The organism is Streptomyces sp. NPDC058619 (assembly GCF_042717785.1).
Classification (GTDB): Bacteria; Actinomycetota; Actinomycetes; order Streptomycetales; family Streptomycetaceae; genus Streptomyces.
Map to the genome: position 1 here is coordinate 1 of NZ_JBHXQN010000083.1, position 18,663 is coordinate 18,663.

At 74.0% G+C, this 18,663-nt stretch carries 18 protein-coding genes and 1 pseudogene; 11 read left to right on the forward strand and 8 right to left on the reverse strand.

The features are described 5' to 3' along the window. The first annotated feature begins 158 nt into the window (after positions 1-158). On the forward strand, positions 159-1,361 hold the full coding sequence (locus ACFWTC_RS36190) for an acetyl-CoA acetyltransferase (protein ID WP_383921581.1): 1,203 nt from the start codon (positions 159-161) through the stop codon (positions 1,359-1,361). 39 nt (positions 1,362-1,400) lie between these two features. Here the strand turns inward: ACFWTC_RS36190 and ACFWTC_RS36195 are convergent, their stop codons facing one another. Beyond that, positions 1,401-1,715, reverse strand: coding sequence for a hypothetical protein (locus ACFWTC_RS36195; RefSeq protein ID WP_384030691.1), 315 nt, complete (start codon positions 1,713-1,715; stop codon positions 1,401-1,403). A 577-nt stretch (positions 1,716-2,292) separates the two neighbouring features. Between ACFWTC_RS36195 and ACFWTC_RS36200 the strand changes: the two genes are divergently transcribed. Together ACFWTC_RS36200 and ACFWTC_RS36205 are read left to right on the forward strand one after the other, a co-directional pair. Beyond that, positions 2,293-2,682, forward strand: coding sequence for a hypothetical protein (locus ACFWTC_RS36200; RefSeq protein ID WP_384030689.1), 390 nt, complete (start codon positions 2,293-2,295; stop codon positions 2,680-2,682). A gap of 9 nt (positions 2,683-2,691) precedes the next feature. Next, a complete protein-coding gene (locus ACFWTC_RS36205) occupies positions 2,692-3,366 on the forward strand; it encodes a pyridoxal 5'-phosphate synthase (RefSeq protein WP_383921572.1) in 675 nt (224 codons plus the stop codon). A gap of 205 nt (positions 3,367-3,571) precedes the next feature. Here the strand turns inward: ACFWTC_RS36205 and ACFWTC_RS36210 are convergent, their stop codons facing one another. Further along, positions 3,572-3,988, reverse strand: coding sequence for a Zn-ribbon domain-containing OB-fold protein (locus ACFWTC_RS36210; protein WP_384030286.1), 417 nt, complete (start codon positions 3,986-3,988; stop codon positions 3,572-3,574). Further along, positions 3,985-4,437 (reverse strand): DoxX family membrane protein, encoded by a 453-nt coding sequence (locus tag ACFWTC_RS36215; protein WP_383921566.1) that lies wholly within the window; start codon positions 4,435-4,437, stop codon positions 3,985-3,987. Before ACFWTC_RS36215 ends, ACFWTC_RS36210 begins: the two co-directional genes overlap by 4 nt. A gap of 252 nt (positions 4,438-4,689) precedes the next feature. Here ACFWTC_RS36215 and ACFWTC_RS36220 point away from each other — a divergent pair, with 252 nt between their 5' ends. From ACFWTC_RS36220 to ACFWTC_RS36230, 3 genes are all read left to right on the forward strand, one after another. After that, positions 4,690-5,853: a flavin-containing monooxygenase gene (locus ACFWTC_RS36220; protein WP_383921564.1), complete on the forward strand. Its 1,164-nt coding sequence runs from the start codon at positions 4,690-4,692 to the stop codon at positions 5,851-5,853. Between the two features lie 261 nt (positions 5,854-6,114). Continuing rightward, positions 6,115-8,349, forward strand: coding sequence for an acetate--CoA ligase family protein (locus ACFWTC_RS36225; protein ID WP_384030284.1), 2,235 nt, complete (start codon positions 6,115-6,117; stop codon positions 8,347-8,349). A gap of 113 nt (positions 8,350-8,462) precedes the next feature. Further along, complete coding sequence (locus ACFWTC_RS36230) at positions 8,463-9,263, forward strand: enoyl-CoA hydratase/isomerase family protein (protein ID WP_383921558.1); 801 nt, start codon at positions 8,463-8,465, stop codon at positions 9,261-9,263. Between the two features lie 24 nt (positions 9,264-9,287). Here ACFWTC_RS36230 and ACFWTC_RS36235 read toward each other — a convergent pair whose 3' ends face one another. Beyond that, positions 9,288-10,073 carry a VOC family protein gene (locus ACFWTC_RS36235; RefSeq protein WP_383921555.1) on the reverse strand — a complete coding sequence of 262 codons (786 nt, stop codon included), beginning with the start codon at positions 10,071-10,073 and terminating at the stop codon, positions 9,288-9,290. Positions 10,074-10,422: 349 nt separating this feature from the next. Between ACFWTC_RS36235 and ACFWTC_RS36240 the strand changes: the two genes are divergently transcribed. After that, positions 10,423-11,070: a flavin reductase family protein gene (locus ACFWTC_RS36240; protein ID WP_384030288.1), complete on the forward strand. Its 648-nt coding sequence runs from the start codon at positions 10,423-10,425 to the stop codon at positions 11,068-11,070. 159 nt (positions 11,071-11,229) lie between these two features. After that, the gene (locus ACFWTC_RS36245; RefSeq protein ID WP_383921552.1) at positions 11,230-12,162 is read left to right on the forward strand and encodes a D-alanyl-D-alanine carboxypeptidase family protein; all 933 of its coding nucleotides are present in this window, start codon (positions 11,230-11,232) and stop codon (positions 12,160-12,162) included. Between the two features lie 76 nt (positions 12,163-12,238). Here ACFWTC_RS36245 and ACFWTC_RS36250 read toward each other — a convergent pair whose 3' ends face one another. Genes ACFWTC_RS36250 through ACFWTC_RS36260 form a run of 3 tightly spaced genes read right to left on the reverse strand, consistent with a single transcriptional unit; the run spans position 12,239 to position 15,434 of the window. Then, positions 12,239-13,306 carry a Zn-dependent alcohol dehydrogenase gene (locus ACFWTC_RS36250; RefSeq protein WP_383921549.1) on the reverse strand — a complete coding sequence of 356 codons (1,068 nt, stop codon included), beginning with the start codon at positions 13,304-13,306 and terminating at the stop codon, positions 12,239-12,241. Continuing rightward, complete coding sequence (locus tag ACFWTC_RS36255) at positions 13,303-14,505, reverse strand: acyl-CoA dehydrogenase family protein (protein ID WP_383921548.1); 1,203 nt, start codon at positions 14,503-14,505, stop codon at positions 13,303-13,305. The genes ACFWTC_RS36250 and ACFWTC_RS36255 overlap by 4 nt, the downstream gene beginning before the upstream one ends. An 8-nt stretch (positions 14,506-14,513) precedes the next feature. After that, positions 14,514-15,434: an SDR family oxidoreductase gene (locus tag ACFWTC_RS36260; RefSeq protein WP_383921545.1), complete on the reverse strand. Its 921-nt coding sequence runs from the start codon at positions 15,432-15,434 to the stop codon at positions 14,514-14,516. Between the two features lie 146 nt (positions 15,435-15,580). Here ACFWTC_RS36260 and ACFWTC_RS36265 point away from each other — a divergent pair, with 146 nt between their 5' ends. The 3 genes from ACFWTC_RS36265 (at position 15,581) to ACFWTC_RS36275 (ending at position 17,972) form a co-directional block, all read left to right on the forward strand. Next, positions 15,581-16,507: a cyclase family protein gene (locus ACFWTC_RS36265; RefSeq protein ID WP_383921542.1), complete on the forward strand. Its 927-nt coding sequence runs from the start codon at positions 15,581-15,583 to the stop codon at positions 16,505-16,507. Positions 16,508-16,625: 118 nt separating this feature from the next. Next, positions 16,626-17,045: a hypothetical protein gene (locus tag ACFWTC_RS36270; RefSeq protein WP_383910365.1), complete on the forward strand. Its 420-nt coding sequence runs from the start codon at positions 16,626-16,628 to the stop codon at positions 17,043-17,045. Between the two features lie 231 nt (positions 17,046-17,276). Then, the gene (locus ACFWTC_RS36275; protein WP_383921539.1) at positions 17,277-17,972 is read left to right on the forward strand and encodes a hypothetical protein; all 696 of its coding nucleotides are present in this window, start codon (positions 17,277-17,279) and stop codon (positions 17,970-17,972) included. Between the two features lie 102 nt (positions 17,973-18,074). Here ACFWTC_RS36275 and ACFWTC_RS36280 read toward each other — a convergent pair. Next, a pseudogene (locus ACFWTC_RS36280) lies at positions 18,075-18,299 on the reverse strand (ATP-binding protein); the annotation flags it as partial. Between the last annotated feature and the right edge of the window lie 364 nt (positions 18,300-18,663).

The following is an 18,663-nucleotide window of genomic DNA, read 5'->3' on the forward strand; positions in this document are numbered from 1 at the left end:
ATGTCTGGTGGGCTCGGTTTTGTGTATATGAGAGCGGCCCGCGCCCGGGCGGCCCGCGCCCGGGCGGCCCGCGCCCGGGCGGACGGCGCCCGGGCGGACGGCGCCCGGGCGGACGGCGCACTAGCGTCTGACGCATCGTCAGATATACCGTCCTCCCCATGCCTGGACCGACGGGACAGCCCCGCCCCCTGCCCTCCCCCGCACCGCGCCGCCGGGTCGCGGCCGTCGGTGTCGCCCTCTCGGACTGCGGGCGGGTGGACGGCCCCACCCCGTACGCCCTGCACGCCCGGGCCGCGCGCCGCGCCCTGGCCGACTCCGGGCTGGACCGCTCCCTCATCGACGGCTTCGCCTCGGCCGGGCTCGGCACCCTCGCCCCGGTGGAGGTGGCCGAGTACCTGGGCCTGCGTCCCACCTGGGTCGACTCCACCTCGGTCGGCGGCTCCACCTGGGAGGTCATGGCGGCCCACGCGGCGGACGCGATCGCCGCCGGGCACGCCAACGCCGTCCTGCTGGTGTACGGGTCCACCGCCCGCGCGGACATCAAGGCCCGCCGCCGGACCGCGAACCTCTCCTTCGGGGGGCGGGGACCGCTGCAGTTCGAGGTCCCGTACGGCCACACGCTGATCTCCAAGTACGCGATGGCCGCCCGCCGCCACATGCACGAGTACGGCACCACGCTGGAACAGCTCGCCTCGGTGGCCGTGCAGGCCCGGGCGAACGCGGCCGCGAACCCCGACGCGATGTTCCGTGAACCGATCACCGTGGACGAGGTGCTGTCCGGCGAGATGATCGCCGACCCGTTCACCAAACTGCACTGCTGCATCCGCTCGGACGGCGGCTGCGCGGTGCTGCTGGCGGCGGAGGACTACGTACCGGACACCGCCAAGGCTCCCGTCTGGGTCCTGGGCGCGGGCGCCTCGGTCTCCCACACCACCATGTCGGAATGGGAGGACTTCACCGTCTCCCCGGCGGCGGTCTCCGGCCGCCTGGCCTTCGAGCGGGCCGGCCTGACCCCGGCGGACGTGGACCTCGCCGAGATCTACGACGCGTTCACGTACATGACCCTGGTGACCCTGGAGGACCTCGGGTTCTGCGCCAAGGGCGAGGGCGGCGCCTTCGTCGAGAAGGGCCGCCTGCTGCGCGACGGCGAACTCCCGGTCAACACCGACGGCGGCGGACTCTCCGCCTGCCATCCGGGCATGCGCGGGCTGTTCCTGCTGGTCGAGGCGGTCCGCCAGCTGCGCGGCGAGGCGGGCGCCGGCCAGGTCGTGAAGGCCGGCGGCCGGCTGCCCGAGGTCGCCCTGGCCTCGGGCACGGGCGGCTGGTTCTGCTCCTCGGGAACGATCCTGCTGGGCCGCTAGCCGACGGCCTCCGGCAGCCGGTGCCGGCCGTCGGCGTCGTCAGTACTGCCAGCGCGGCTGGCTGCCGTCCAGGCGGCAGTGGATCAGCCGCCCGTTCCCCGCGTGCGTGGACCGGCCCAGGTCGGCCTTGCGGCAGAACTGGCCCGCGTTGTAGCAGTTGCCGGCGTTGGAAACGATCTCGCACGCGGCGGGCGCCGGCCGGGTCGCTGCCTGCGTCGTCGGCCGGACCGCCGGCTTCGTCGCGGGCCGGGGCGCCTGGGTGGTGGCGGGCGGCTTCGGGTCGGCGGCGCGCGGGGCGGCCGCCCGGGTGGGCGAGGGGCTCGGCACGGCCGCGGCGGCGGCAGAGGGGGACACCGTCGGGGAGGGCGTCGGGGGCGCCGCCTCGGGCGTGGGCGTCGGTGTCGGCGTCGGGCTCGCGGCCGGGGACGCTGGCGAGGAAACCGGTGGAGGCGTCACGGCGGGAGCCCCGCCGTCCGCCGGTCCGCAGGCGACCGCCACGCCCGCCACGAGCAGGGCGACCAGCGCCCGCCGGACGGGGCCGTTCGTACGCCGTCTTCCATCTCTGACCATCGGTACCCCCACCAGAAGCCGTTCGAAGGAGGCACATCATATGAACGGACGTCCGTAGCGGATGCTTTTCGGCCAAACCGTGACCAAGGGCTGTCACTCCGCCGGGATTCCCGGGGACCTGCCCGTGTCCCGCCGCGCGCCGGCCCACCGCATGGCGTTTCGAGCGGTACGGAAACGAGTTCGGCGCCCGCGCACGACGTGGCGCGCCCCCTTCCACCGCAACCGGTACGGAAGCCGGCACACATGGGCGTCGCAGTGGGCACACGTGGGGCCGGTGCGGCCGGGGGTGGCCGGGGGTGGCTGGCGCGGCCAGTGCGGCCGGAGGTGGCCGGTGCGGCCGGTGCGGTGCCGGAGGTGGCCGGTGCGGTGCCGGGGGTGGCGCGAGATCGCGGAGGTCCGCCACCTGCGGTCGCTCCACGACGGCGTGCGGGCCCACGCGACGCTGCGCACGAGCAGTGCGTGCACGGCGGGCCGGGGCGAGGTCGAGTTCGAGGCCGACGGGCGAACCGTGGTGGCGGCCCTCCCGGCGGGCAGTGGCGGCGGCAAGGACCCGGCCGGCACGCGGCTCGCCGTCCGGTACCGGGCGGGCGATCCCCACGGGGTCGCCCGCCCAGCCGACGTCGACGGCGGCGGGACGGCCGTGCAGTCGGCGGCAGCGGCGCCGACGCCGTGCTCTTCCTGGCGCCGGCTGACCTGGCGGCGCGCTGCCGGGCACGGCAGGACCCGGCAGGACCCGACAGGGACGCCCTAGCCTGGGGGGATGACTGGTGAGATCGGCAGCGAAGAGTTCCGCGCCACCCTGCACTCCCTGCGCGTGTGGGACGGACCGCTCCCCACGTTCGACCCCGGAACGGCGCCGGCCGAGCCGTTGCCGCTGTTCCGCGAGTGGTTCACGGACGCCGCCAGGGCGGGGCAGCCGGAGCCGCACACGATGAGCCTGGCGACGGTCGACGCGGAGGGCCGGCCCGACGTGCGGACGCTGATGCTGCACGACGCCGACGCCCGGGGCTGGCACTTCGCCACGCACGTCAGCAGCGCGAAGGGCGAGCAGCTGGCCGGCTGCCCGGATGCCGCTCTGGGGTTCTACTGGCCCGCCGTGGCCCGCCAGATCCGCCTCCGGGGCCGGGTCACCGCCTGCGGCCCGCAGGAGAGCCGGGCCGATCTGGCGGTCCGCTCGCGCGGTGCGCTGGCCGCCGCGCTGACCGGCCGGCAGAGCGAGGTCCTCGGCTCGACGGAGGAGCTGGTGCGCGCGTCGGCGGCGGCCTGGGAGCGGGCCGGGGCCGAGCCGGACGCTCCGGCGCCCACGTGGACCCGGTACGTCCTGGCCCCCGTCGAGGTCGAGTTCTTCCAGGGCGACGCCGCCCGCCGCCACACCCGCCTCCGGTACCGCCTGACCCCGGACGGAACCTGGACCCGCGAACTGCTCTGGCCGTAAAGGCCGGTGGGCGCGGGGCGGCGGGGCCCGAGCACGGGCACGGCACGCGGCCTCGGCACGTGCGCGACACGGCACCGGGCGCGGGCGCGGCACGGGCGCGGGACGGCGGCGGGGCCGATACGGCGCGGCGCTGGTGGCCGTACGTCCGATGCGGCCCCGCCAGCCCCCGCTGCCCCGCCCGCGCGCCGCGCCGCGCCGCCCCCGCCTAGCCCTCCGCCCGGCGGAAGACCGCCACCGCCACCCCGTCCGCCGCCTCGCGGAAGGTCACCGTCAGCGGCATGCCGATCGCCAGGTCCGCGGGCTCGCAGCCGACGACCTCCGTCATCATGCGCGGCCCCTCCGCCAGGTCGACCACCGCCGCCGTGTACGGGACGCGCTCCCCGAACGGCGGGAGGTCGTTGCGGTGGATCACCGACCAGGTGTAGAGCGTCGCGCGGCCGCTCGCCGCCTCCCACGCCACCCGGTCCTCCCCGGCCCAGCAGAACGGGCAGAACTCGCGCGGGTAGTGGTGCGCCCGCCCGCAGTCCGCGCAGCGGCGCAGCAGCAGCCGCCCCTGGGCCGCCGCGTCCCAGTAGGGGCGGGTGAAGTCGTCCGCCTCCGGAAGGTCGTACCGGGCGGTCACAGGAAGAGTCCGAAGGCCGCGTCCAGGGACCAGGCCTGCCAGCCCATGGCGAAGAGCGCGACGAGGGAGATGAGCGCCATCATGGCGTTCTGGCCCTGCTCGGCCCAGTCGTGGATCATCAGCACCAGGTAGAGCAGGTTCAGCAGCAGCCCTCCGACCAGGGCGATCGGCGTGAGGAACCCGAACACCAGGCCCAGCCCCAGGGCGAGTTCGGCGTAGACGACGAGGTACGCCATCGCCTTCGGGCGCGGCCGCACCACCTTCTCGAAGCCGCCCTTCACGAACCCCCAGCGGTGCTTGCCCGCGACGTCGGCGGCCCACGCGATGCCGGTGCCGCGTTCGAACCAGCCCTTCTTGTCCTTGTGCCGCCAGCTCTCCAGCCACCACAGGCCGAGGCCTATCCGGAGCACGGCGAGCCATTCGGCCCCACTGAGCCAGATGGTCTGCATCGGCAGCCTCCACCCCTCCACCACGACGATCGCTCGATCTGACGGTACGTCAGTTCAGCGGATCCGCAGCGTTCACGCAAGGCCCCGGCCACCTCCACCCCGCCCGTCGCCCCACCGCTCGCCCCACCCTCCGACCGCCCCCGCCCCCCTTCCGTGATCGATCCGCAATCGATTCCCTCCTTGTCCGAGACCCATCAACCCAACGTGGCGATACGATCACTCCCCATGCCCGGACCCCCCACAGCACCCGACATGACCACCCAGCCGCGCCCCGTGTACGTCATCGGCGCCGGCCCCGGCGGCCTCGCCGCCGCCGCCGCGCTGCGCGCCCGCGGGGTCCGCACCGTCGTCGTCGAGAGGTCCGACGCGGTCGGCGCCTCCTGGCGGGGGCACTACGACCGGCTCCGCCTGCACACCACCCGCCGCCTCTCGGCCCTGCCGGGCCTGGCCATGCCGCGCCGCTTCGGACGGTGGGTCTCGCGCGACGACGTCGTGCGGTACCTGGAGAAGTACGCCGAGTTCCACGAGCTGGAGCTGGTCACCGGCGTCGAGGTGACCCGCGTCGAGCCGGCCGCCGGCGAGGACGGGAGCCACGACGGCTGGACCCTGCACGCCAGTGGCGGCCGGGTGCTCGCGGCCGCGGCCGTGGTCGTCGCCACCGGCTTCAACCACACCCCCGCCCTGCCCGAATGGCCCGGCCGGGACGGCTACACCGGGCGGCTGCTGCACGCGGCCGAGTACCGCAACCCCGCCCCGTACGCCGGGCAGGACGTGCTCGTCGTCGGCGTCGGCAACACCGGCGCCGAGATAGCCGTCGACCTCGCCGAGGGCGGCGCCGCGCGCGTGCGGCTCGCCGTGCGCACCGCCCCGCACATCGTGCGCCGCTCCACCGCCGGCTGGCCGGCCCAGCGAACGGGGATCCTCGTACGCCGGCTGCCCGTCCGGCTCGTCGACCGGCTGGGCGCGCTCGTCGCGAGGGCCTGCGTCCCGGACCTGTCGGCGTACGGCCTCCCCCGCCCCTCCACCGGCCTGTACAGCAGGGTCCGCGAGGGGGCCATCCCCGTGCAGGACGTCGGCCTGATCGACGCGGTCCGCCGGGGCGCGGTCGAGCCGGTCGCCGCCGTGGACTCCTTCGACGGCGGCGAGGTCGTGCTCGCCGACGGCTCGCGGATCACCCCGGACGCGGTGGTCTCGGCCACCGGCTACCGGCGCGCCCTGGAGGGCACCGTCGGCCACCTGGGCGTGCTCGACGAGCGCGGCCGGCCCCGTACGCGTGGCGGGCGCGCGGCGGACGGGGCGCCCGGCCTGTACTTCACCGGGTTCACCAACCCCATCAGCGGAGCCTTCCGGGAGATGGCCCTGGACGCCGACCGGATCGCGAAGGCCGTGGCCCGACACCTGCACACCCGGACCTGAACCGCGCCGGCGGCGCGGCACCCCGGAGCCGGACCGGACCCCGGCCTTAACCGCACGCCCGGGCCTGAACCGCGCTCACCCCGGCCTGAACCGCGCACCCCGGCCTGAACCGCACTCTGGACCCGGCGCAAGGGCGTCTGACACCGTTCCACACACCACCTCCACCACTTTCCTGCGCAGGCCTGTTCCTGACGACACGTCAGTTCAGTAATCTGACTACGCGTCAGTTATGAGGTTCATCGAGCAGGAGCGGGCGGAACGATGCTTGGATCTACTCACGGCACCCTCACCACCGACTTCCGCGCACGTGTCGAGGCCTGCGGGGAGACCCCCAGGACGGCCGTCCACTCCTCGGCGGCGCCGTCCGCCGAGGACGCGGTCGCGCTGGACGTCAGCGGGCGGCCCCTGCACTCCGACGTCCCCGACCTGGACCGGTTCTTCCGGCCCGAGTCGGTGGCCGTCGTCGGCGCCTCGGACGCCGAGGGCAGACCGAACACCGGGATCACCCGCCAGCTCATCGCCTGGGCGGAGCGCGTCGGCGCCCGGCTCCATCCCGTCCACCCGACCAGGACGACCGTGTTCGGCCTCGCCTGCCACGCCTCCGTGGCCGACCTGCCCGAGCAGGTGGACCTCGCCGTCCTCCTCGTCGCCGACCCGGTCCCCGTCATCGAGGAACTGGCCGCAACGAAGGTGAAGTTCGCCGTCGCCTTCGCCTCCGGCTTCGCGGAGACCGGCGGCGCGGGCGCCGCCGCCCAGGACCGGCTGGCGGCCGCCGTACGGCGCTCGGGCCTGCGCCTGCTCGGCCCCAACACGAACCTCAACGCCTTCGAGGAGTTCCGCCAGGACCTCGACGGGCCCGCCATCGCCCTCATCACCCAGTCAGGCCACCAGGGGCGCCCCGTCTACACCCTCCAGGAGCTGGGCATCCGCCTCTCCCACTGGGCGCCGACCGGCAACGAGGCGGACCTGGAGACCTCCGACTTCATCTCCTACTTCGCCGGGCAGCCCGAGGTGGGAGCCATCGCCTGCTACGTCGAGGGCCTCAAGGACGGCCGGTCCTTCCTCCTCGCCGCGGACCGGGCCGCGCGGGCCGGCGTACCCGTCGTCGCGGTCAAGGTCGGCCGCACCGAGACCGGCGCCCGGATGGCCGCCTCCCACACCGGGAAGCTGACCGGCGCCGACACGGTCGTGGACGCCGCCATGCGGCAGTTCGGCGTCATCCGCGTCGACGGCCTGGACGAGCTCCAGGACACCGCCGCCCTGCTCGCCCGGGCCCGCAGGCCGCAGGCCGAAGGGGTCGTCGTGTACTCCATCTCCGGCGGCACCGGCGCCCACTTCTCCGACCTCGCCACCGAGGCGGGCCTCACGCTGCCCACCCTCGACCCGGCCAAGCAGGACGAGCTCCACCAGTGGATACCGGAGTACCTGAACGTCGCCAACCCCGTCGACAACGGCGGCCACCCGGTCGGCGACTGGCGCGGCCGCAAGATCATCGACGCGATCCTCGCGGACCCGGCCGTCGGCGTGCTGATCTGTCCGATCACCGGCCCCTTCCCGCCGATGAGCGACCGGCTCGCCCAGGACCTGGTGGACGCCGCGGAGGCCACCGACAAGCTCATCTGCGTGATCTGGGGCTCCCCCGTCGGCACCGAGGACGCCTACCGCACCACCCTCCTCGGCTCCTCCCGCGTGGCCACCTTCCGCACCTTCGGCAACTGCATCACCGCCGTACGCGCCTACCTCGGCCACCACCGCTTCACCGCCGCCTACCGCTCCCCCTTCGACGAGGCCCCCCGCACCCCCTCCCCCTCCTTCCGCAAGGCCCAGGCCCTGATGCGGCCCGGCCAGCAGCTCAGCGAGCACGCGGCGAAGCAGTTGCTGCGGGCGTACGGGATCCGGGTGCCGCGGGAGCAGCTCGTGACGAGCGCGGCGGCGGCCGTCCGGGCCGCCGGCCTGGTCGGCTACCCCGTCGTCATGAAGGCGTCGGGCCCGCAGCTCGCCCACAAGACCGAGCTCGGCCTCGTCAAGGTCGCCCTGACCTCCGCGAGCCAGATCCGCGACGCGTACCGGGAGCTGACGGACATCGCCCGCTACGAGGACGTCCCCCTGGACGGCATCCTCGTCTGCCAGATGATCGAGCGCGGCGTGGAGATGGTCGTCGGCGTCACCCAGGACGACCTGTTCGGCCCCACCGTCACCGTCGGCCTCGGCGGGGTCCTGGTGGAGGTCCTGCACGACGCGGCGGTACGCGTCCCGCCCTTCGGCGAGGACCAGGCCCGCGCCATGCTCACGGAACTGCGCGGGCACGCACTGCTGGAGGGGGTCCGGGGCGCTCCGCCGGCCGACGTGGACGCCCTGGTGGAGGTGATCCTGCGGATCCAGCGGATGGCACTGGAGCTGGGCGACGACCTGTCCGAGCTGGACATCAACCCGCTGATGGTGCTCCCGCGCGGGCAGGGGGCGGTGGCACTGGACGCCCTGGCCGTCTGCCGCTGACCTCCGGCCCGCCCGCCCGTACCCCCTCCCCGGGCCCCGCCACCGGTAGTCCCCGGCCACCCGCCCGGCCGCCCCCGCCCCCGCCCCCGCCCCCGCCCGAACGGGAGTTCCCCATGAGCAGCGCCCCCTCAAACGAGATCCTGCACCGCACGGAGAACGGCGTCTCCTGGATCACCCTCAACCGTCCCGAGGCCATGAACGCCGTCACCTGGGACCAGCGCGAGCGCGTCATCGCGCTGCTCGGCGAGGCCTCCGCCGACCCCGGGGTGCGCGCCGTCGTCCTCACCGCCACCGGCAAGGGGTTCTGCGCCGGCGCCGACCTCCGCGGCGCCCCGTCCGCCGGCGAGCGCGTCGCCGGTGACGTGGCCCGCATGATCCGGCTCGGCGCGCAGCGCCTGATCACGGCGGTCCTCGACTGCGAGAAGCCCGTCGTCGCGGCCGTCAACGGCACCGCCGCCGGCATCGGCGCCCACCTCGCGCTCGCCTGCGACCTGGTGATCGCCGCCGAACCGGCGCGCTTCATCGAGGTGTTCGTCCGCCGCGGCCTGGTCCCGGACGGCGGCGGCGCCTACCTGCTGCCCCGCCTCGTCGGGCCGCAGAAGGCCAAGGAGCTGATGTTCTTCGGCGACGCCGTCCCGGCGGCCGAGGCCGAGCGCCTGGGCCTGGTCAACAAGGTCGTCCCGGCCGGCGAGCTGGAGAAGACGGCCCGCGCCTGGGCGGAGCGCCTCGCGCAGGGCCCGACGCGCGCCCTCGCCCTGACCAAGCAGCTGGTCAACGCCTCCCTCGACGGTGACCGGGCGGCCGCACTGGCCGCCGAGGCCACCGCCCAGGAGATCAACATGACCACGGCCGACGCGAACGAGGGCGTCGCCTCCTTCGTGGAGCGCCGTACGCCCGCGTACCGCGGTCGGTGAGGGCCCGGCCCGCCCCCCGGGTCGCTACCGCTGGGAGGGGTTCGGCTTCAGCAGCGCGAACACGGCCCCGGCCGGGTCCGCGGTCCACGCGATCCGCCCGACCTCGGGCACGTCCGCGCCCGGCATCAGCACGGACCCGCCGTTGCGCTCCACCAGTGCGGTGGTGGCGTCGACGTCCGGCACGTTGAAGTACGGCACCCAGCGCGCCTGTTCGGCGCCGCCGTCCGCCAGCGGCGCGGCCCCGCCGAAGGAGCCGTCCTCCTGGTCCCCGTCGGCGATGCTCAGCACCCGGTACGTCATGCCCGGCGCGTCCATCTCGGTGTGGCGCCAGCCGAAGAGCCCGGCGTAGAAGCCGATGTCCGCGACCGGGTCCGGTACGTGGAGCTCCGCCCAGACCAGCGTGTTGTCGGCCGAGGCGAGGTCGAAGCCCGCGGTCCGCCCGGGCTGCCAGCAGGCGAACTGGGCGCCCTGCGGGTCGGTGAACTGCGCCAGCCACCCCTCCCCCATGACGTCCATGGGCTCCATCCGGACCGTCCCGCCGCCCTCCCGCACCGCCGCGGCGGTGGCCCGGACGTCGGGGGTCATGAAGTGGAGCATCCAGGCGGACGAGGCGCCCTCCTCGGTGAGCTGCCCGATCGCGGCGACGGTCCTGCCGTCGAGCTGGAAGAAGCCGTAGCCGCCGGTGTCGGGCCCGGCGGGGGCGAACCGCCAGCCGAACACGGCTCCGTAGAAGGCGGCGGCCGCCGGGACGTCGGGGCTGCCGAGGTCGAGCCAGTTGGGCGATCCGGTACGGAAGTCGGTGCCGAGCATGAGGTCCTCCGGGAGTGCGGCGGTACACGGTCGCTGCCACGATGCCCAGCCCGGCGACGGCACGGGCGTACGGGCCGCCACCCGGCCGGGGTGTTCACCCGTACGGCGTCCCGCCGACGTGGGGCCGCCCCGGCTCGGGCTCCCGCCACAGAGGCCCCCGGCGCGGGGCCGCCCCGCCGCGCCCGCTTCCGCCGGGCCCGCCCCCCGGCGCGGGGCGGCCGGTCCGCCGGCACCGGACGTGCGCGCCTGCGGCGCCCGGCGCCCGTACCCGGTGGCGGTGACCGGCCCGCACCCCTTCCTATCTGACGATCCGTCAGCTTCAATCGACCGTGTGATGGGACATGCAGGGATGGCGGCCACCGTCGTCCGATACCTCAGGTCAGTCGGCTCCCCCACCTCGGCCCCGGCCGGACCGGGCGCGGGGCCCGAGCCCGTCGACGCCCACCCGCGCCCCGAACTGCGCGCGGTCCGGGCGGGCGAGCGCGCGCCCGTGAGCCCCGCCGAGTTCCGCGCCGTCCTGGGGAACTTCGCCAGCGGGGTCACCGTCATCACGGCTCCGGCCGTCGAAGTCGGGGAAGGGGACGGGGACGGGGACGGGGACGGGCCGGCCGGGTTCGCCTGCCAGTCCTTCGCCTCACTCTCCCTCGACCCGCCGCTGGTGACCTTCATGGTGGCCCGCACGTCGACGACCTGGCCGCGGATCGCCCGCGCCGGGGTGTTCTGCGTGAACATCCTCGGCGCCGAACAGGGCGCGCTGTGCCGCTCCTTCGCCGTCAGCGGCGCCGACAAGTTCGCCGGAGTCGCCCACGCGCCCGCCCCCGTCACCGGGTCGCCCCAGCTGGACGCCGTGCCCGCCTGGATCGACTGCCGGATCCACGCCGTCCACACCGGCGGGGACCACCTGATCGTCGTGGGCCGCGTCGAGGCCATGGGCGCCGCCGGGGAAGGCGATCCGCTCCTCTTCCACAAGGGCAGATTCGGCCGCTTCAGTGACTGACCGGGCCGACCGGGCGGCGCCCGGAGGACTTTGACCCCGCGGCCCGATGTTCCTCCGGGCATCCGCTACGTAAGCTCCTGGCAGGGCTGGGACATCTTCGCGTCCCAAACCCTTCGGACTTCTTCGGATTCACGGGGATTTGACTTGATATTGAACCTCATGCGCCGCACACGCGGCGCGGTCGCCGTCACGGTAGCCACCGGGGCCCTCCTGGTCGCCGCCTCGCCGGCCTCGTCGGCGGCTCCGGTCGCCGCACCTCCCACCACGGCCGCCGGCGCGATCCTGATCGACGGCACCTCCGGGGCCACGCTCACCAGCAAGGCCGCCGACACCCAGCGGCAGGGCGCGAGCACCACGAAGATCATGACCGCTCAGGTGGTGCTGCGGGCTCCTGGTGTGGACCTCAACAAGAAGGTCACCATCAAGCAGGAGTACGCGGACTACGTCGTCCGCGAGGGCGCGAGTTCGGCCCGCCTCAAGGTGGGCGCCACCCCGACGGTCCGCCAGCTGCTCTACGGGCTGATGCTGCCGTCGGGCTGCGACGCCGCCTACGCGCTCGCGGACACCTTCGGCAAGGGCGCGACCACGGCGGCCCGCACGGCGGACTTCATCGCGCAGATGAACACCAAGGCCAAGGCCCTGGGCATGACCAAGACCACCTACGACTCCTTCGACGGCATCTCGCCGACCGGCACGAACCTGACGACCCCGCGCGACCTGGCGAAGCTCACCAAGTACGCGATGACGGGCACGACCTTCCCGCAGCTCGTGAAGGCCACGACGTACAGCACCGGCGGCACCTCCACCGACGCCACCTGGGGCAACAGCAACCTGCTGATCCGGGAGCGTCCCACGGGCTACGCCTACCCCGGCGCCATCGGCGTCAAGACCGGCACCGGCACGGCCGCGGGCAAGTGCATCGTCTTCTCCGGCACCCGTAACGGCAAGACCGTCATCGGTGTCCTGCTGAACGACGAGGAGCGCTACGCGGACGCGATGAAGCTCATGGACTGGTCGCTCGGTGCGGCCACCGGCTCCGGGGCTGCGTTGCAGCGCAGCAACACCGACCCGATCCCGGACGTCCTCGACTGACGGTGACGCGGTTCACGGCTCCTCCGCCGGCGGGTGCGAACCCGCCGGCGGGGGAGCCGAGCCGTTTCCGGGCGGCTCAGAAGGTGAGCACCCCGCGCGCCACCCGCCCGTGGTGCGCGTCGTCCGCCGCCTTCGCGAAGTCCTCCACCGGGTAGACCTCGGTGACGAGCTCGTCCAGCAGCAGCCGGCCCTGCCGGTAGAGCTCGGCGTACAGGGCGATGTCGCGCTGCGGACGCGAGGAGCCGTAACGGCAGCCCATGACCGTCTTGTCCAGGTACATCGACGAGACGAGGAAGGACGCCTCCTCCTTGAAGCCGGGCACCCCGAGCAGGACCGCCTGCCCGTGCCGGTCGAGCAGGTCGATCGCCTGGCGGATCAGCTTCACGTTCCCCACGCACTCGAAGACGTGGTCCGCGCCGGTCGCCAGGACCTCCCGGACCGCCGCCGAGGAGTCGGGCACGGCCGAGGCGTCGATGAAGTGCGTGGCCCCGAACTGCCGGGCCACCGGCTCCTTCGCCGGGTTCGCGTCGACCGCGACGATGGTCGCGGCCCCCGCGATCCGGGCCCCCTGGAGGACGTTCAGCCCGATGCCGCCCGCGCCGATGACGACCACGGACTCGCCGCGGTCGACCTTCGCCCGGTTCAGCACCGCGCCGACGCCCGTCAGCACCCCGCAGCCGATCAGCGCCGCCGACGTCAGCGGGATGTCGTCGGGGATCTTGACGGCCTGCACGGCCCGGACCAGGGTGCGCTCCGCGAACGCGGAGTTCGAGGCGAACTGGAACAGCGGCTGCCCGCCTCGCGAGAAGGGCTGCCCCGGCATCCCGATGGCCTTGCGGCACATCGTGGGCCGCCCCCGGTCGCAGTCCGCGCACGCCCCGCAGTTGGCCAGGGTGGACAGGGCCACGTGGTCGCCCGGCACCACGTGCGTGACGCCCGCGCCGACCGCCTCCACGATCCCCGCGCCCTCGTGCCCCAGGACCACCGGCGGCGGGAACGGGATGGTCCCGTCGATCACCGACAGGTCGCTGTGGCACAGCCCGGCCGCCGCGATCGCGACGAGCACCTCCCCCGGCCCGGGATCGCGTATCTCCAGGTCGTCGACCACCCGGGCCTGCTTGCCGTCGAACACGACGCCTCTCACCTGGACTCCTTAGGCAGGCCGAGCACGCGCTCGGCGATGATGTTCCGCTGGATCTCGTCCGAGCCGCCGTAGATGGTGTCGGCCCGGGTGAACAGGAACAGGCGCTGTCCCTCGTCCAGCCCGAGCTCGTACGGCACCCCGGGCGCCCAGCACCCCGGGCCGGCCGCGGCCGCCGCGCCGCGCACCGCCACCGCCAGCTCCCCGAGCCTTCGGTGCCAGCCGCCCCACAGCAGCTTCGCCACGCTCGGCGCCCCCGGCCCGCCCTCGGCTCCCAGGGTGCGCAGGGCGTTCCACCGCATGGTGCGCAGCTCCGCCCACTGCCGTACGAGGCGTTCGCGCAGGACCGGGTCCCCGGCCTGCGCGGAGGAGGCGTACGCGGCCACGACCCGCTCCAGTTCGGCGGCGAACCCGATCTGCTGGACCAGCGTCGACACGCCCCGTTCCAGGGCGAGCAGGCCCATGGCCACCGTCCAGCCGTCGCCCTCGCGGCCGACCAGCTCCGCCGCCACGGCCCCGTCGAAGAACACCTCGTTGAACTCCGAGGTCCCCGACATCTGCCGGATCGGCCGGACCTCGACGCGGCCGGGCTGGTCCATCCGTACGAGCAGGAACGACAGCCCCCGGTGGCGGCGCGAACCGGCCCCGGTGCGGGCCAGGACGAAGCACCAGTCGGCGTCCTGCGCAAGGGAGGTCCAGATCTTCTGCCCGGTGACCCGGTACAGCCCGTCGGCGGGGTCGCGCACCGCCGCGGTACGCACGCCCGCGAGGTCGGATCCGGCGCCCGGCTCGCTGTAGCCCTGGCACCACAGCTCCTCGCCCCGCGCGATGGCCGGCAGGAAGCGGTCCCGCTGCTCCCGGGACCCGTACGCGAGGAGGGTGGGCGCGAGGAGGTTCTCCCCGATGTGGCCGACCCGGCCGGGGGCGCGCAGCGCCGCGTACTCCTCGGCCCACACCACCTGCCCGGTCAGGGAGAGCCGCTGCTGCCCGTAGGCCCCGGCCGGGGCGTCCCAGCCCTGCCCGATCCAGCCGCCGCGGCCCAGCTCGCGCTCCCACGCGCGCCGCTCCGCGACCCCCTCGTGCTCGCTGCCGGGCCCGCCGAGGCCCACCGCGCCCGCGTACGGGCCCGTCAGGTGCTCGGCGAGCCAGGAACGGGCCCGGGCGCGCAGCTTCTCGTCCTCGGTACCGAAGCTGAAGTCCATCGCGCTCCCTACGCGTTGGGGCGGTCCTTGGCGGCCGCCGCCTTGGCCATGGCCTCCAGCTGCGCCAGCATGGGCATCGGGTCGGTGCCGACCGTCCCGGGCAGGAAGCCGGCGATCTTCTCGGGCGTCCAGGAGCCCTCGGCGTACCCGGCGCGCAGCTCGCGCGGCTGCGCCCAGACGGCGATCTTCGGGCCGGCGATCGTGTAGACCTGCCCGGTGATCCGCTCGCCGCCGGTGGCCACGGCCCGGTCGCTGAGCAGGTAGGTCACGAGCGCGGCGACGTCCTCGGGCTCGCCGATCTCCTTGAGCTCCATGGGGACGTTCGCCGACATGCGGGTACGGGCGACGGGCGCGACGGCGTTGGCCGTGACCCCGTACTTGGCGAGCCCGAGGGCGGCGGAGCGGACGAGCGAGATGATCCCGCCCTTGGCGGCGCTGTAGTTCGCCTGGGCGACCGAGCCCTGGTGGTTGCCGCTGGTGAAGCCGATCAGGGTGCCCGAGCCCTGCCGGCGCATGACGGCGGAGGCGGCGCGGAAGACGGTGAAGGTGCCCTTGAGGTGGGTGGCCACCACCGGGTCCCACTCCTCCTCGGACATGTTGAACAGCATCCGCTCGCGCAGGATCCCGGCGACGCACACGACGCCGTCGAGGCGCCCGTACCGGGCGAGCGCGGTGTCGACGATGCGCTGGCCGCCCGCCATGGTGGAGACGTCGTCGGCGACGGCCACGGCCTCCCCGCCCGCGGCGACGATCTCCTTCACGACGCCTTCGGCGACCTCGCTGGCGGGCTCGCCGCCCCCGATTCCCACGCCGTAGTCGTTGACGACGACCTTGGCGCCCTCGGCGGCCGCGGCGAGTGCCACGGCCCGCCCGATGCCCCGGCCGGCGCCGGTGACGGCGACGGTTTTGCCTGCCAAGAAGTTCCCCACGTCCGGCCCCTTCCCGCGATTTCTGACGGTCCGTTAGATTCTATGGGCAGCCGGACGCCCCCGCACAAGCCCCAGTCGGGGTCCGCGTTCGCCGCCTTCGCCGCCTTCGCCGCCTTCGCCGCCTTCGCAAGGAGCTGATGAGGTCCATGTCCCTGCCCCCCGAGTTCCACGAGATCGCCAAACGCGTCAACAACTGGGGCCGATGGGGAGCCGACGACGAGATCGGCACCTTGAACCTCGTCACCGACGAGGTGGTCCGGGCCGCCGCAGGCGAGATACGCAGCGGCCGTCGCGTCCCGCTGGCGCTGCCGCTGAAGGAGGACGGCGTACAGGTCGGCATGATCCCCGGCCGGATCAACCCCCTCCACACGATGGTGCAGATCAACCAGGAGATCTTCGGTCCCGGCACGGTGGCCTGCAGCGACGACGCGGTGACGATGGGCCTCCAGGCGGGCACCCACTGGGACGCCCTCACCCACGTCTCCCACTCGGGCCGGATCTACAACGGCCGCCCGGCCTCCTCGATCACCGCGCACGGCCGCGCCGAGTTCAGCGGCATCGACAAGGCCGGGCCCATCGTCTCGCGCGGGGTACTGCTGGACGTGGCCCGCGCGAAGGGCCTCGGCCGGCTCCCGGGCGGGCACGCGGTGACGCCCGAAGACCTGTCCGAGGCCGAGGAGTTCGGCGGGGCCACCGTCCGCGCCGGCGACATCGTCCTGGTCCGCACCGGCCAGGTCCAGGTCTACCTGGCGGGCGACAAGCACGCGTACGGCTTCCCCTCCCCGGGCCTGTCGATCCGCACCCCGGAGTGGTTCCACGCCCGGGACGCGGCGGCCGTCGCGAACGACACCCTGACCTTCGAGATCTTCCCGCCGGAGAACGAGGACCTCTGGCTCCCCGTCCACGCCCTCGACCTGGTCGAGATGGGCATGCACCAGGGCCAGAACTGGAATCTCGAAAAGTTGTCCACAGCCTGTGCAGAAGAGGGCCGGTACGCGTTCCTGCTCTCCGCGATGCCCGAGCCCTTCGTCGGCGCGGTCGGCACCCCGGTGGCCCCGGTGGCCGTCCTCTGACCTGCCCCGCCGCCCCTCCGCCCGTACGCCGCCCCGCCCCGGCGGGCCCCGGCACGGGCCGGTACCCTGCGGTGCCCCCGACCGCCGGGGGCCTCGCAGTACCGCTCAGGAGTCCCCCATGGCCGTCAAGAAGGCCACCATGCAGCAGCAGGTGGCGGAAGCCATCGCCCAGATCAACCCGGCCGACCGCCCCGTGGTCACCGTCCAGGTCATCGCCGGTCCCAGCGTGTGGCTGATGTCCATGCTCGGCCTCATCGGCCAGGCCTTCCTCACGTACTACTTCGTCACCGTCACCGAGCAGGCCGTCGTGGTCCACAAGGCCAGCCGGTGGAGCAACCGCCCGCAGGAGATAGCCTTCGCCATCCCCGCGGGCGAGGCGGCCGGCCTGGTCACGGACATCAACCGGAACACCCTCTGGAGCTACTTCCGCCTCCAGCTCCCGAACACCCCGAAGCCGACGCGCATGAACGTCCACCGCATCTGGCGCGCGGAGATGGACCAGGTCCTCACCATCCTCACGGCCCAGCCGGTCGCCTGACCCCCCGTCCCCGGCGCGGGCCCTCCCCACCCCGCGCCGGCGGACGTGCACGCCGCGCCACGCGTGGGGCGCGGGGGACCGGATGTCCTCGGTGACCACGCCTGACGGTGCGACCACCCCGGACGCTCGCGGGCCGCACCCAGTGGGAACCATGAGGTGGACATGACGCGTCACCGTACGCGCGTCACCCGTCCCACCCCGTCCCCACCCCGTCCCCGCAGGAGAAGCCCGATGACCAACCCGTACCAGACACCGCCGCAGCCCGCCCCACGGCGCCGCTCGGGCGGCACCGTCGCCACCGTCATCGTCCTCGCCGTGATCATCGTCGGCGGCTACTTCGCCCTGCAGACGATCCGCGAGGACGACGGCAAGCCGTCGGGATCCGCCTCCGCCCCGGCGTCCCCGTCCGCCAAGCCCACCGCCAAGGACCCCGGGTCGCCCGAGTCCTCCTCCGACACCTCCAGCGCGTGGAAGGTCGGCGACTGCGGCGGGCCCGACCCCGCCAAGGCCCCCGACGGGTACAAGCGGCAGGACTGCTCCGCCTCCGGCGCCTCCTTCAAGGCCATCGACATCAAGGAGGCCAGCATCCTCCCCGGCTCGATCCAGTGCCCGCCCGGCACCGACCTGATGATCCAGGTGAGCATCTCCTACGGCGGCGGCAAGTCCAGCGGCATCCCCACCAACACCGTCTGCGGCCGCAACCTGTCCAACGACCACCCCGGCGACGCGGGCGCCGGCGGCGGCCAGCTGGTCAAGGGAGACTGCGTGACCTCCCAGGCCAAGGAGGTCGCCTGCGGCGGCTCCGGCGCCCAGAAGGTCCTCGGCCTCGTCAAGGAGCAGTCCGAGTGCCCCTCCGGCACCACGGACCCCATCAAGCTGACCATGGGGATCGGCCGCCCGTACGACGTGATCTGCACCGACGGCTGAGCCCTTCGGAGGACTGCGGGTGGCGGCGGCGCGCGTGCACGCCCCGAGCGCGGCACGGCAGCCGCCACCCGAGCACGCCGCCGACCCCGCCCCGCCCCCGGCTCAACCGACGAGCCGGAACCACACCACCTTCTCGCCTTCCCCTGTGACGACCGCCCCGTCGTCGGCGTACGCCCGCAGCAGCGCCAGCCCACGGCCCCCCGTATCGAACAGCCCACCTCCAGGGCATTCCCGGGCCAGCCGCCCCACGGGGCCGCTGTCACACACCCCGACAGTGACTCGCCCGCCCGTGATGGCAACCTCGACGGCGATCACGGCCGTCGGCGTGTGTCGGTGCGCAGGGCGTAGGTATCAGAGGAACGACAGGGACAGAACGAGTCCCGTCTGGGTTGACGTCCACAAGTCTTCCCCCGGTCCGGCTCTTGGCTGTAATGCCGCCCTGACGGTGAGGTAAAGCGCCTCGGCACCAGGGAAAGCCGAGGTTCCCGGAAGGAGGTGATCACAGATGTACGCCGACCCCGGAGACAAGTCCGGCGGTACGGATGGAGACCAGTCCCCGCCCCCGCCGGTCGCCTGACCTCACCCACCCGAGAGGAGACTTCCCAATGAAGCTGTCAAGCCGACGCCGTGACCGATGGTGTGGCTTGGTAGCACGCTCCGTCGCGGAGCATGGCCCACAGGACGTTGGCCC